The sequence below is a fragment of the Streptomyces sp. NBC_00576 genome (assembly GCF_036345175.1).
In the GTDB taxonomy this organism is placed as follows: Bacteria; Actinomycetota; Actinomycetes; order Streptomycetales; family Streptomycetaceae; genus Streptomyces.
Genome location: NZ_CP107780.1, coordinates 5,606,540 through 5,619,455 on the forward strand (window position 1 = coordinate 5,606,540; position 12,916 = coordinate 5,619,455).

Consider the following 12,916-nt stretch of genomic DNA (forward strand, 5'->3'; position numbering starts at 1 on the left):
GTGCTCCGAACTCTAGCTGATCGGCAGGGGGGCAACGCAAGTCGGTTGCGCCGAGGGGCTCCTGGGGGGCGGCTGGGGCATTGCCCGGCCGCTACCGGGCGGCGTTGAAGGCCTCGTACACCTTCTTGGGGATGCGTCCGCGGGTCGGCACGTCGAACTTGTTGGCGAGGGCCCAGGCCCTGACCGCCGACGGGTCGGGGGCGATCTCCGTCTGCTTGTACGCCTTGCCGGAGCGCGAGCGCTTGCGGCCGGCGTCCACGTACGGCTCCAGAGCCCTACGCAGTTTCTTGGCATTGGTTTGATTCAGGTCGATCTCGTACGACTTGCCGTCGAGTCCGAAGGCGATCGTTTCCGCCGCTTCCGAGCCGTCGATGTCGTCGGAGAGTGTGACCACGACACGCTGAGCCACGAATATCGGTCCCTTCGTGCGACACCTCGACCACGACGTGCGAAGACGCCGGGAGGTGTCGGGAGATCTCGGTTGTCCGACTGTTATTGGGCAAAGTATCGGCTAATGCCTTTTCCTTTGTACAGTGCCCGGCATTGCAATGGGAAGCCCGACTAAATCTGTCCGCGTGTCTCCCCGCAATAGACATCCTGGATGCGAACCCGGATCTTTCCCAGAATTTTTCATGCTGGCACCGCTCCGATACCGGATCGTGATGCCGTTCTCCTTGGTTCCCGTAGATTCCTACGAATCTACCCGCGTAGAAATTTTGTACGGGTAGTCTGAAGGAACCTGCTCAGCACCACACACCGGGAGTGCCAGTGGCACGCGTCGTAGTCGACGTCATGCTCAAGCCGGAGATCCTCGACCCCCAGGGCCAGGCGGTGCAGCGTGCACTGCCGCGTCTCGGTTTCGAGGGTGTCTCCGATGTACGTCAGGGAAAGCGATTCGAACTGGAAGTTGACGGACCGGTGGACGACGCCGCGCTCGCCCGCATCCATGATCTTGCGGAATCCTTCCTCGCCAACACCGTGATCGAGGACTTCACCGTGAAGGTGGAGGAGATGGTGGGGGAAGAGAAGTGACTGCTCGTATTGGAGTCGTCACCTTTCCGGGTTCCCTGGACGACCGGGACACACAGCGCGCGATCCGCCTCGCGGGTGCCGAGCCGGTAGCTCTCTGGCACAAGGACAAGGACCTCAAGCAGGTCGACGCGGTGGTTCTGCCCGGCGGATTCTCGTACGGCGACTATCTGCGCGCGGGCGCCATCTCCCGTTTCTCGCCGGTGATGGAGTCGGTCATCGAGCAGGCGAAGTCGGGCATGCCGGTCCTCGGCATCTGCAACGGCTTCCAGATTCTCACCGAGGCGCACCTCCTCCCGGGCGCGATGCTCGGCAACAACCACCTGCACTTCATCTGCCGTGACCAGAAGCTGCGGGTGGAGAACGCGGACACCGCCTGGACCGCCGACTACGCCGCCGGCCAGGAGATCCACATCCCGCTGAAGAACATGGACGGCCGGTACGTCGCCGACGAGCACACGCTCGACGAGCTGGAAGCGGAAGGCCGGGTCGTCTTCCGGTACGTCGCCCGTGGCGAAGCCACTGATGGATACGGCAACCCGAACGGGTCTCTCCGGGACATCGCCGGCATCAGCAACGCCGCCGGGAACGTCGTGGGCCTCATGCCGCACCCCGAGCACGCGGTCGAGCCGCTGATCGGCAGCGGCCGTACGGACGGCCTCCCCTTCTTCACCTCGATCCTCAAGAAGCTGGTCAACGCATGAGCCGGACGCCTCTGGACACGGTCGAGCACGCGGCCGAGACCCCCGACGTCGAGCTGCCCTGGGCCGAACTCGGTCTGAAGAAGGACGAGTACGAGCGGGTCGTGGAGATCCTCGGCCGCCGCCCGACCGGCGCAGAGCTGGCCATGTACTCGGTCATGTGGTCCGAGCACTGCAGCTACAAGTCGTCGAAGGTGCACCTGCGCCAGTTCGGCGAGAAGGCCCCGCAGTCGGACGCCCTGCTCGTCGGTATCGGCGAGAACGCGGGCGTCGTCGACGTCGGCCAGGGCTACGCGGTCACCTTCAAGGTCGAGTCGCACAACCACCCGTCCTACGTCGAGCCCTACCAGGGCGCGGCCACGGGCGTCGGCGGCATCGTGCGCGACATCATCGCGATGGGCGCCCGCCCGGTCGCGGTCGTGGACCCCCTCCGTTTCGGTGCGGCGGACCACCCGGACACCAAGCGCGTCCTGCCGGGCGTCGTCGCGGGCATCGGCGGCTACGGCAACTGTCTCGGTCTCCCCAACATCGGCGGCGAGGTCGTCTTCGACGCCTGCTACCAGGGGAACCCGCTGGTCAACGCCGGTGCGATCGGTGTGATGCGGCACGAGGACATCCACCTGGCGAAGGCGTCGGGCACGGGCAACAAGGTCATCCTGTACGGGGCTCGTACGGGCGGTGACGGCATCGGCGGCGCGTCGATCCTGGCGTCCGAGACCTTCGACGACGCGAAGCCGTCGAAGCGTCCCGCCGTCCAGGTCGGTGACCCCTTCCAGGAGAAGCTGCTCATCGAGTGCACCCTGGAGGCCTTCAAGGAGAAGCTGGTCGTCGGCATCCAGGACCTCGGTGCGGCGGGTCTTTCCTGCGCCACGTCCGAACTGGCGTCGAACGGCTCCGGCGGCATGCGCGTCACCCTCGACGACGTACCCCTTCGTGACTCGACCCTCTCGCCCGAGGAAATCCTCATGAGCGAGTCGCAGGAACGCATGTGCGCGGTGGTCGAGCCGGAGAAGGTCGACCGCTTCCTGGCCATCTGCGACAAGTGGGACGTCATCGCCACGGTGATCGGTGAGGTCACCGACGGCGACCGCCTCGAGATCTTCTGGCACGGCGGCAAGATCATCGACGTCGACCCGCGTACGGTCGCGCACGACGGCCCGGTGTACGAGCGCCCGTACGCCCGCCCGGACTGGCAGGACGCCCTCCAGGCCGACGACGCCAACAAGCTTGCGCGGCCCGCGACTTCGGAGGAGCTGAAGGCGCAGGTCGTCCAGCTGGTGTCGTCCCCCAACCAGGCCTCGAAGTCCTGGATCACCTCCCAGTACGACCACTTCGTGCAGGGCAACACGGTGTTGGCCCAGCCCGAGGACTCCGGGATGATCCGCATCGACGAGACGACCGGCCTCGGCGTCGCCATCGCGACGGACGGCAACGGCCGCTTCGCCAAGCTCGACCCGTACGCGGGCGCCCAGTTGGCGCTGTCGGAGGCGTACCGGAACGTGGCGACGACGGGTGCGAAGCCCCTCGCGGTGTCGGACTGCCTGAACTTCGGTTCGCCCGAAGACCCGGCGGTGATGTGGCAGTTCGCCGAGGCGGTACGTGGACTCGCGGACGCCTGCCAGCAGTTGGGCACCCCGGTGACCGGCGGCAACGTCTCCCTCTACAACCAGACCGGCGATGTCGCCATCCACCCGACGCCGGTCGTGGCAGTCCTGGGCGTCATCGACGACGTGGCGCGTCGCACGCCGGTCGCGTTCCAGGAGGAGGGGCAGCTGCTGTACCTCCTCGGGGACACGCGCGAGGAGTTCAGCGGCTCGGCGTGGTCGCAGGTCGTGCACGACCACCTGGGTGGCCTGCCGCCCAAGGTCGACCTGGAGAGGGAGCGGCTCCTGGCCGAGATCCTGATCTCCGCCTCCCGTGACGGCATGATCGACTCCGCGCACGACCTGTCCGACGGCGGCCTGATCCAGGCGGTCGTCGAGTCGGCGCTGCAGGGCGGGAAGGGCGCGCGTCTCGTCGTACCCGACGGGCTGGACGCCTTCACCCTCCTGTTCTCGGAGTCGGCGGGCCGCGCGGTGGTCGCGGTTCCGCGCTCGGAGGAGCTGCGCTTCAACGACATGTGCGGGGCGCGGGGGCTGCCGGTGACGCGGATCGGCGTCGTCGACGGCGACGAGGTGGAGCTCCAGGGCGAGTTCACCCTGACGCTCACCGAACTGCGCGAAGCGCACGAGGCGACGATTCCGGCGCTGCTGGCGTAGTTGTTTGTAGCCGTCCTTCGGCTGTACGAGGTTGAGGTCCCGTCCGGGTTCGGGCGGGACTTCTTCGGCTCAACGCACGTAGTTCTTGAGGATCTCCGTGTCGAGCTCGATGCCGATCGGGTCGGGGAGGAGTACCTTCTCGCCGAACTTCGCGGTGTGGATGTCGCGGTAGCCGCCGACTTTCCGGTCCGGGGAGCTGTGCACCGTGACGGTGCAGGAGTCCCGGTCGATCAGGAGATAGAGCGGGATGCCGGACTGGCCGTAGGCGGCCGGCTTCTCGTGGCGGTCCCGGCGGTCGGTGTCGGAGTCGTACGAGGTGACCTCAACGGCCATGAGCGCCCCGTCCGGGTCGGCCCACTCGCCGTGCCCGGCGAAGTGAGCTTCGGGCGTGAGCACGGCATCGGGCTTCGCTCTGCCCTCGCGGTACGTCTCCACCCGGAGCCCCTTGCCCCGGTACAGATCCAGGTCGGGCCTGGCCTGCATACAGCGCCGAGCCAGCCAGGCGACGACGGTGCTGCGGTCCCCGTCCGGTGTTCTCTTGACGCTGATGCGTCCGCCGACGAACTCCAACGTCACGGTCTCGGGGGCGGCGGAGGCGATCGTTTCGAACTCCTCCACCGACATCTCGGGTGTGCGCTCGGCCATGGCAGTCACGTTCCCACGACCTTCAGGTCCGTGCAGTCCAGGCACGCGTACGTAGTCCGACCTGGCCCCGTGGCCTGGTCGACCGTGGGCAGGGCGACCAGTGGGGTGCTGGTGGGCTGTTGGCAGATGGCGCACAGGCGGGTCCGGTGCAGGCACGCCGAGCACATGCGGCCGGTGTTCTCCAGGGTCCCGTAGCGCAGGAACGGGGCGCGGCCGACCTTGCAGATGTCGCATAGGGGGTCCGCCTCGACGCCGGTCACGGGTTCGGCTCCGTGTCGGTCGTGAGCGCCTGACGCTCGGTGCAGTCGGCGAGCCGTACCCAGAGGAAGTCACCCTCGGTGTCGACCTTCGGGTAACCGGACCCGACCTGAACGACGACGCCCTCGAAGGGTTCGGGCGCCTCGCGTTTACGGAGGTCGGGCGGGACGTAGGTGGTGCCGCGGACTCGGTCACCTACGAGGAAGGGGCCGTCGTTGCGGGCTAGGCGCTGGGGGTGGAGTGGAGGAGTGGTCATGGGGACAACGGTTCCTTCGCTCCATCGGCTAGGCAATCGAACGTAGAAATTCCATGAGAACTGGCAAATGCCGGAAAGTTGGCATGTGGCTGCGCAAGGCAGGCAAGTGCTGCCACACTCAGTGCACGTTCCGTGACTTGGTGGACACGAGGCGTCAAGTGGCAGGCATGGACGTACTGTTGGCGGGCATGACCGCAGAGGGAGCGGACACGGTGGCGACGAAGACAGGGCCGACGATCCGGCGGATGCAACTCGGTCAGGAGCTGCGGAGGCTGCGTCAGAACGCCCTTCGGGATGACGGTGACGGCACTGGCATGACGTTGGCGCAGGCGGTGAAGGGACTCGGCTTCACGGAGTCGAAGCTGTACCGCGTCGAGAACGGGCTGACCGGCCTGCCCAAGGTCCAGGACCTCAAGGAACTCCTCGACCGGTACGGGGTCACGGACCCGGACGACGTGGAGTTCCTGTTGGAGGTCCACAAGAACTCGTTGCACCGAGGCTGGTGGTCGCCGTACCGGAGTCTCATGCCTTCGGGGTTCGGCATGAGTGTGGGGCTGGAAGGCGATGCCAAGATCCTGCGTGTCTACCAGCCGGACAGGATGTTCGGGCTCTTTCAGACCGAGGCGTATGCGCGGGCACAGTTCGAGATCGCCAAGCCGATCGACGAGCGGACAACCGAGTTTGTCGAACGGAACGTTGAGATCCGCATGCGACGTAAGGAAGCCATTCTGCGCAGCGAGCGTCCCGTCGAGGTCCACGCGATTCTCGAAGAGGCGGCGGTGCGGCGTGTCTACGGTGGCTCGGAGACCATGCGGGAGCAGTACGTACACCTTGCGGAACTTGCTGCACTGGATCATGTGACCGTGCAGATCCTGCCGATGTCCCAGCCGGTCTACCGGGCCGCGGACAACTTCATCCTCATGGAGTTCGACCCGCCGCTGCCGCGCGTGGTCAGCATCGACACCTTGGACACGGTGAGTCTGACGGACAAGGACACGGAACTCTGGCGGTACGCCCGCAGGTTCCACGCCATGGCAGCCGGGGCGTCCGCGCCAATGGAAACTCCTGGGTTTCTGGAACAGCTAGCACGAGAGATGGAACAGAGATGAGCGCCCACCGAGATGTCTGTGAACTTGACCTGGAATCGGCCTGGTTCAAATCCTCCTACAGCAGCGACGCGGGTGGCAGCTGCGTCGAGACAGCCACCCTCACCTCAGCCCAGGTGGCTGTCCGCGACTCCAAGTTCCCCGAAGGCCCCGCCCTCCTCCTCCCCCCACAAGCCTTCGCCGCCCTGCTCGACCACCTCCGGAGTTGACCCCTCCACATGCCCCCAGCCAAAAAACCAAAGCCCCGCACCCGCACCTACGACCCCGCCAAGACCCGCACCGCAGTCCTCACCCAGTACGCCAACATCCGCACCGCCGTCCTCACCCTCACCCCCGCCCAACTCGCCCTCCCCACCCGCCTCGGGGACTGGACCGTCCGGGACCTGGCCGCGCACGTCACCATGGCCGTGGAGACCGTGAGCCGCAACCTCGACCGGGACGAGCCGGAGAAAGCCGAACTCGCCCTGCTGGACTGGCCGTTCGCCACCGCCGCCCGCGCCGCAGACATCGCCGGGGGCACCCGCGAGCTGGCCGCCGCCCACCCCGACCCCGATTCCCTCAACGCCCTCTACGCCCTCACCGAACAGCGCCTCACCCAACGCCTGGCCACGGCCCCCGGCACTCGCCGGCTCGGCACCCGCACCGGCGCCATGACCCTCGCCGACTACCTGGTCACCCGCACCGTCGAACTGGTCGTCCACACCGACGACCTGAACGCGGCGATCCTCGGCCTGGACATCCCGTACGACCGCCAAGCCCTCGCCACCTGCACCCGCCTCCTCGCCGACACCCTCGCCGCCAAGGCACCCGGCGGCTCGACGGAGGTCCGGATCCCGCCGTACGCCGTGGTGCAGTGCGTCGAAGGGCCCAGGCACACCCGTGGCACCCCGCCCAACGTCGTCGAGACCGACCCGCTGACCTGGATCCGCCTGGCCACCGGCCGGGTCCAGTGGGCCGACGCCCTCGATGACGCCCAGGTCAGCGCGAGCGGCGAACGCGCCGACCTCGGAGGGCTACTGCCCCTCATGGCCTGACGGCAGCCCCCGTACGGAGAATCCGCAGCCTCCTCCGAAAAGTGGCCGGACGGGAACCGCCCGCCCGCCCCTTCCGTCCCACCGGTATGAAAAAGCAGCGACTGACGAGCGTGAGCCTCGGCCTTCTGACCCTGGCCGTGCTCCCCCTGGCCGCAGCCTGCGGCACTGAGAAGGACGGTGGCGGCAGCCAGACCGTCGGGACAGGGTCGGGATCGGGAACACCGGAGGTCACCGGCGTCCGCTGGACCGTCGAGGACCTCACCGTCGACGGGAAGAAGAGCGCCGCCCCCGCCGGCGCCTACCTGAAGATCGACAAGAACGGCGAGGTCGGCGGCAACTACGGCTGCAACGGCTTCGGAGCCACCGCCACGGTCGACGGCGACGCCATAGACATCGGACAGGCCCAGCAGACCGACATGGGCTGCGGGAAAGAGCGGATGACCTTCGAGACAAGCTTCGCCAAGGCACTCGCCGACGGCACCCTCACCGCCAAGGCCGGGGAGGACGCCAAAGCCGACGCCAAGAACGACAAGCTCCGGAAGCTCACCCTCACCACCGAGACCGGCGCCACCATCCACCTCACCGAAGACAAGGCCGCCGCCCTCTACGGCACCAAGTGGACGATCACGACAGTCGGTGAGACCGACGCCGGCAGCGTCTCCCCACTTCCCTCCGGCGCCGAGGCCTATCTCGTCCTCGACCAGAAGAAGGGGACCGTCAGCGGCAAGGCTGGTTGCAACAACGTTTCTGCCGAGGCGACGGTGAGCGACGGCACTATCACTTTCGGCAGCCCGGCGACCACCCGAAGGATGTGCGACGGCTCACTCATGGAGACCGAGAAGGCGCTGCTGAAGATCTTCGACGGGAAGACGGCGTACAAGATCGATCACCGCGCCCTGTCTCTGACCAGCGCAAACGGGACCACCGTCAGCGCGACCGCCGCCAATTGAGCCCCTACCGCAGTCCACGGCCCCACAGCACCCTTACGTCACAGTCGCATTCCCTAATTCGGACCAGTGGTCGATCTCGCCTACACTCGGTGGCGTGCCACGTGGTGACGGTCGACTCAGTCATGATCTGCTCCCCGGCGAGAAAGGCCCCCAGGACGCTTGCGGCGTCTTCGGGGTCTGGGCCCCCGGCGAAGAGGTCGCCAAGCTCACTTACTTCGGGCTCTACGCCCTACAGCATCGAGGCCAGGAATCCGCGGGTATCGCGGTAAGCAATGGCTCGAAGATCCTCGTCTTCAAGGACATGGGCCTTGTCTCCCAGGTCTTCGACGAGACCTCGCTCGGCGCCCTCCAGGGTCATATCGCGGTCGGTCACGCCCGCTACTCGACCACTGGCGCCTCCACCTGGGAGAACGCCCAGCCCACCTTCCGCGCGACCGGCCACGGCTCCATCGCCCTCGGCCACAACGGCAACCTCGTCAACACGGCGCAGCTCGCCGAGATGGTCGCCGACCTGCCCAAGCAGCACGACGGCCGCACTCCGCGCGTCGCGGCGACCAACGACACCGATCTGCTGACGGCCCTCCTGGCCGCCCAGACCCACGACGACGGCAGTCCGCTGACCATCGAAGAGGCCTCCGCGCGGATTCTTCCGCAGGTCCAGGGCGCCTTCTCCCTCGTCTTCATGGACGAGCACACGCTGTACGCAGCCCGCGACCCGCAGGGCATCCGCCCCCTGGTCCTGGGCCGGCTGGAGCGCGGCTGGGTCGTCGCCTCGGAGTCCGCCGCCCTCGACATCTGCGGCGCCGCCTATGTGCGCGAGATCGAGCCGGGCGAGTTCGTCGCCATCGACGAGAACGGTCTGCGAACCTCACGATTCGCGGAAGCGAAGCCCAAGGGCTGTGTCTTCGAGTACGTGTACCTCGCCCGCCCGGACACCGACATCGCCGGCCGGAACGTGTACCTCTCCCGCGTCGAGATGGGTCGGAAACTCGCCAAGGAAGCCCCTGTCGAGGCCGACCTGGTGATAGCGACCCCGGAATCGGGCACCCCGGCCGCCATCGGGTACGCCGAGGCCTCCGGGATCCCGTTCGGGGCCGGACTCGTCAAGAACGCCTATGTCGGACGTACGTTCATCCAGCCTTCCCAGACGATCCGCCAGCTCGGTATCCGGCTGAAGCTGAACCCGCTGAAGGAAGTCATCAAGGGCAAGCGCCTGGTCGTCGTCGACGACTCGATCGTGCGCGGCAACACCCAGCGGGCGCTCGTGCGCATGCTGCGGGAGGCCGGCGCGGCGGAGGTCCACATCCGGATCTCCTCGCCGCCGGTCAAGTGGCCCTGCTTCTTCGGCATCGACTTCGCCACCCGCGCCGAGCTGATCGCCAACGGCATGACCATCGACGAGATCGGCACCTCGCTCGGCGCCGACTCCCTCTCGTACATCTCCCTGGACGGCATGATCGAGGCGACCACCATCGCCAAGCCGAACCTGTGCCGCGCCTGCTTCGACGGCGAGTACCCGATGGACCTGCCGGACCCCGAGCTGCTCGGAAAGCAGCTCCTGGAGACCGAGCTGGCCGCAGGGCCCGCCGCCACGGCCGCGGCCGACGCGATCCGTCGCCCGTAAGCCCTCCGCTTCACATCAACGCGAAAGATCCCAGGCAATGTCTGCGACCAACTCTGCCTCCGGCGCTTCCTACGCGGCCGCCGGCGTCGACATCGAAGCGGGCGACCGCGCCGTCGAGCTGATGAAGGAGTGGGTGAAGAAGACGCAGCGCCCCGAGGTCCTCGGCGGCCTCGGCGGCTTCGCCGGCCTCTTCGACGCCTCCGCCCTCAAGCGCTTCGAGCGCCCGCTGCTCGCCTCCGCGACCGACGGTGTCGGCACGAAGGTCGACATCGCCCGGCAGCTCGGCGTGTACGACACCATCGGCCACGACCTGGTCGCCATGGTCATGGACGACATCGTGGTGTGCGGCGCCGAACCGCTGTTCATGACCGACTACATCTGCGTCGGCAAGGTCCACCCCGATCGCGTCGCCGCGATCGTCAAGGGCATCGCCGAAGGCTGCGTACTGGCCGGATGCGCTCTGGTCGGCGGCGAGACGGCCGAACACCCGGGTCTGCTCGGTCCGGACGACTTCGACGTCGCCGGCGCCGGTACGGGCGTCGTGGAGGCCGACCGGCTGCTCGGCGCGGATCGTATCCGTACGGGTGACGCGGTGATCGCCATGGCGGCCTCCGGGCTTCACTCGAACGGGTACTCGCTTGTCCGGCATGTGCTGCTGAAGCAGGGCGGGCTGGCCCTGGACGCGCACATCGAGGAGTTCGGGCACACGCTCGGCGAGGAGCTCCTCGTCCCCACCAAGATCTACTCCCTGGACTGCCTGGCCCTCACCCGCACCACCGACGTGCACGCCTACTCGCACGTCACCGGGGGCGGTCTGGCCGCCAACCTGGCCCGGGTGATTCCGGACACCCTGCACGCGATCGTCGACCGCTCCACGTGGACCCCGGCCCCGGTGTTCGACCTCGTCGGGAAGACGGGTTCCGTCGAACGCCTGGAGCTGGAGAAGACGCTGAACATGGGCGTCGGCATGATCGCCATCGTCCCGGAGGACTCGGCGGACGTGGCCCTCGCCACCCTGGCGGACCGAGGCGTGGAGGCATGGGTGGCAGGCGAGATCACCGACCGAGGCGACTACGCGACGGGCGCGGAACTGGTAGGCGACTACGCCCGCGCCTGACGGCAAGGCGGCGCAGCCGCCGAGCCGTCAGGGGCGCGGGGAACTGCGCGACCAGCCCCAACGCACCCGCACCCGCCAAACAACAGCAGCCCCGAGCTATTAGGCGCCCCCCGCCCAACCCAAGCGGAGCGGCAACGCACGAAACCCGGTCCGGCGCTTGGATCGCCCGGACCGGGTGAGGTGCAGCTGATGCCCTACAGGAAATGTGCAACCTGTTCAGCGCGCCGCAGCAGACGTAAGACGTCAAGCCCCACGGCGTTGTTGAGACGACGCGGGACCTGAGGATTGATCGTCCTCGTCCTCATCGTCGTCGTTGTACAGATCCGCGTACTGAGCGTACGGGTCGTCTTCTTCGTCGTCGTCGTCCTCGAACGGCTCGCCATTCGGCGGCTGGCTCGAAGTCGAAGCGCCCAGCTCATTGGCCAGACGCGAGAGGTCAGTCCCGCCGCTGCTGTACTTCAGCTGGCGGGCGACCTTCGTCTGCTTGGCCTTTGCCCGGCCGCGCCCCATGGCTCGACCCCCTCGGATACGGGGCTCGGTGGCCCCAGAGTCTTGACACGCGTTCATGTTCTGGAACGGGCTCTCCGCAGAGAGACCGGTCCGTAGGGCTTCCACGGTACCTGAGCCCACGCCCATACGGTACGTCGCCCACAGGACGTGGCGGTGCCCAGAACCCGCGAGGTGCCCTGTACTCGCTGGTCAACCGCGATTTTAACCACTTCTTCGCGGCCGACCCGCCGACGGGAGTGAGAGTTCTCTCCAACACCCCGCCGACAGGTACCTCCGCGCTCCGCCGGCCTACCGGTTCCGGCGGGCCTCCGCCATGCGCTGCTCGGCGATCCGGTCGGCCGCCGCGGCCGGCGGAATCCCGTCTGACTTCGCACGTGCGAAGATGGCCAGCGTGGTGTCGAAGATCTTCGCCGCCTTCGCCTTGCACCGCTCGAAGTCGAACCCGTGCAGCTCGTCGGCCACCTGGATCACGCCACCGGCGTTCACGACGTAGTCGGGTGCGTAGAGGATCCCGCGGTCCGCGATGTCCTTCTCGACGCCCGGGTGGGAGAGCTGGTTGTTGGCCGCCCCGCACACCACCTCGGCGGTCAGTACGGGCACGGTGGCGTCGTTCAGGGCTCCGCCGAGCGCGCAGGGGGCGTAGACGGCGAGTCCGTCGAGGCGGATCAGCTCGTCCGTGTCCGCGACGGCCACTACGTTCCGGTGCCGCTCGGTGATCCGTCGTACGGCTTCCTCGCGCACGTCCGTGACGAAGACCTCGGCGCCTTCCGCCACCAGGTGCTCCACGAGGTGGTGCCCGACCTTGCCGACGCCCGCGATGCCGATCCGCTTGGCGCGCAGCGACGGGTCGCCCCACAGGTGCTGGGCGGAGGCCCGCATGCCCTGGTAGACGCCGAAGGCGGTCAGCACGGACGAGTCGCCGGCGCCGCCGTTCTCCGGGGACCGTCCGGTCGTCCAGCGGCACTCGCGCGCGACGACGTCCATGTCGGCCACATACGTGCCGACGTCGCACGCGGTGACGTACCGCCCGCCGAGTGAGGCCACGAACCGGCCGTACGCGAGGAGGAGTTCCTCGCTCTTGACGATGTCCGGGTCGCCGATGATCACGGCCTTGCCGCCGCCGTGGTCGAGACCGGCCATGGCGTTCTTGTACGACATCCCGCGTGCGAGGTTCAGCGCGTCGGCGACGGCCGCCGCCTCGCTCGCGTACGGGTAGAAGCGCGTACCGCCGAGCGCGGGGCCCAGAGCGGTGGAGTGGATGGCGATCACGGCCTTGAGGCCGGTGGCCCGGTCCTGGCAGAGCACGACTTGCTCATGACCCCCCTGCTCCGAGTGGAACAGGGTGTGCAGTACATCAGCAGGCGCGCCGGTTACGTCGGTCACTGTGGTGACTCCAGGGAAGTAGCGGCGGGTGGGGCTGGAGCCCGT

Annotated in this window: 15 protein-coding genes; 9 read left to right on the forward strand and 6 right to left on the reverse strand. The window is 67.7% G+C overall.

The annotated features are described in order from the left end of the window. Nucleotides 1–91 precede the first annotated feature (91 nt). Nucleotides 92–409 carry a histone-like nucleoid-structuring protein Lsr2 gene (locus tag OG734_RS24165; RefSeq protein ID WP_330289585.1) on the reverse strand — a complete coding sequence of 106 codons (318 nt, stop codon included), beginning with the start codon at nt 407–409 and terminating at the stop codon, nt 92–94. A gap of 359 nt (nt 410–768) precedes the next feature. Here OG734_RS24165 and purS point away from each other — a divergent pair, with 359 nt between their 5' ends. The 3 genes from purS to purL are packed head-to-tail and all read left to right on the forward strand — an operon-like array spanning nt 769 to nt 3,988. Further along, the gene (gene purS, locus OG734_RS24170) at nt 769–1,032 is read left to right on the forward strand and encodes a phosphoribosylformylglycinamidine synthase subunit PurS (protein ID WP_006377276.1); all 264 of its coding nucleotides are present in this window, start codon (nt 769–771) and stop codon (nt 1,030–1,032) included. Beyond that, complete coding sequence (purQ, locus tag OG734_RS24175) at nt 1,029–1,733, forward strand: phosphoribosylformylglycinamidine synthase subunit PurQ (protein ID WP_330289586.1); 705 nt, start codon at nt 1,029–1,031, stop codon at nt 1,731–1,733. The genes purS and purQ overlap by 4 nt, the downstream gene beginning before the upstream one ends. Further along, a complete protein-coding gene (purL, locus tag OG734_RS24180; protein WP_330289587.1) occupies nt 1,730–3,988 on the forward strand; it encodes a phosphoribosylformylglycinamidine synthase subunit PurL in 2,259 nt (752 codons plus the stop codon). The genes purQ and purL overlap by 4 nt, the downstream gene beginning before the upstream one ends. A 69-nt stretch (nt 3,989–4,057) precedes the next feature. Here the strand turns inward: purL and OG734_RS24185 are convergent, their stop codons facing one another. Genes OG734_RS24185 through OG734_RS24195 form a run of 3 tightly spaced genes read right to left on the reverse strand, consistent with a single transcriptional unit; the run spans nt 4,058 to nt 5,147 of the window. Beyond that, nucleotides 4,058–4,642, reverse strand: coding sequence for a Uma2 family endonuclease (locus tag OG734_RS24185; RefSeq protein WP_330289588.1), 585 nt, complete (start codon nt 4,640–4,642; stop codon nt 4,058–4,060). Further along, a complete protein-coding gene (locus OG734_RS24190; RefSeq protein ID WP_330289589.1) occupies nt 4,639–4,893 on the reverse strand; it encodes a hypothetical protein in 255 nt (84 codons plus the stop codon). The genes OG734_RS24185 and OG734_RS24190 overlap by 4 nt, the downstream gene beginning before the upstream one ends. Then, nucleotides 4,890–5,147, reverse strand: coding sequence for a hypothetical protein (locus OG734_RS24195; RefSeq protein WP_330289590.1), 258 nt, complete (start codon nt 5,145–5,147; stop codon nt 4,890–4,892). The genes OG734_RS24190 and OG734_RS24195 overlap by 4 nt, the downstream gene beginning before the upstream one ends. A 188-nt stretch (nt 5,148–5,335) precedes the next feature. Between OG734_RS24195 and OG734_RS24200 the strand changes: the two genes are divergently transcribed. The 6 genes from OG734_RS24200 (at nt 5,336) to purM (ending at nt 10,978) form a co-directional block, all read left to right on the forward strand. Further along, nucleotides 5,336–6,256: a helix-turn-helix domain-containing protein gene (locus OG734_RS24200; RefSeq protein ID WP_330289591.1), complete on the forward strand. Its 921-nt coding sequence runs from the start codon at nt 5,336–5,338 to the stop codon at nt 6,254–6,256. Further along, nucleotides 6,253–6,462: a DUF397 domain-containing protein gene (locus OG734_RS24205; protein WP_330289592.1), complete on the forward strand. Its 210-nt coding sequence runs from the start codon at nt 6,253–6,255 to the stop codon at nt 6,460–6,462. The genes OG734_RS24200 and OG734_RS24205 overlap by 4 nt, the downstream gene beginning before the upstream one ends. Before the next feature lie 9 nt (nt 6,463–6,471). Further along, nucleotides 6,472–7,287, forward strand: coding sequence for a maleylpyruvate isomerase family mycothiol-dependent enzyme (locus tag OG734_RS24210; protein WP_330289593.1), 816 nt, complete (start codon nt 6,472–6,474; stop codon nt 7,285–7,287). 110 nt (nt 7,288–7,397) lie between these two features. Next, nucleotides 7,398–8,237, forward strand: a complete 840-nt coding sequence (locus OG734_RS24215) for an META domain-containing protein (RefSeq protein WP_330289594.1) — start codon at nt 7,398–7,400, stop codon at nt 8,235–8,237. A 94-nt stretch (nt 8,238–8,331) separates the two neighbouring features. Beyond that, complete coding sequence (gene purF, locus OG734_RS24220) at nt 8,332–9,861, forward strand: amidophosphoribosyltransferase (RefSeq protein WP_330289595.1); 1,530 nt, start codon at nt 8,332–8,334, stop codon at nt 9,859–9,861. Nucleotides 9,862–9,898: 37 nt separating this feature from the next. Next, complete coding sequence (gene purM / locus OG734_RS24225; protein WP_330289596.1) at nt 9,899–10,978, forward strand: phosphoribosylformylglycinamidine cyclo-ligase; 1,080 nt, start codon at nt 9,899–9,901, stop codon at nt 10,976–10,978. Nucleotides 10,979–11,221: 243 nt separating this feature from the next. On the opposite strand, the gene OG734_RS24230 is transcribed toward purM, so the two are convergent. Then, a complete protein-coding gene (locus tag OG734_RS24230; protein WP_330289597.1) occupies nt 11,222–11,488 on the reverse strand; it encodes a DUF3073 domain-containing protein in 267 nt (88 codons plus the stop codon). Between the two features lie 288 nt (nt 11,489–11,776). Further along, a complete protein-coding gene (locus tag OG734_RS24235; RefSeq protein ID WP_330289598.1) occupies nt 11,777–12,871 on the reverse strand; it encodes a Leu/Phe/Val dehydrogenase in 1,095 nt (364 codons plus the stop codon). Between the last annotated feature and the right edge of the window lie 45 nt (nt 12,872–12,916).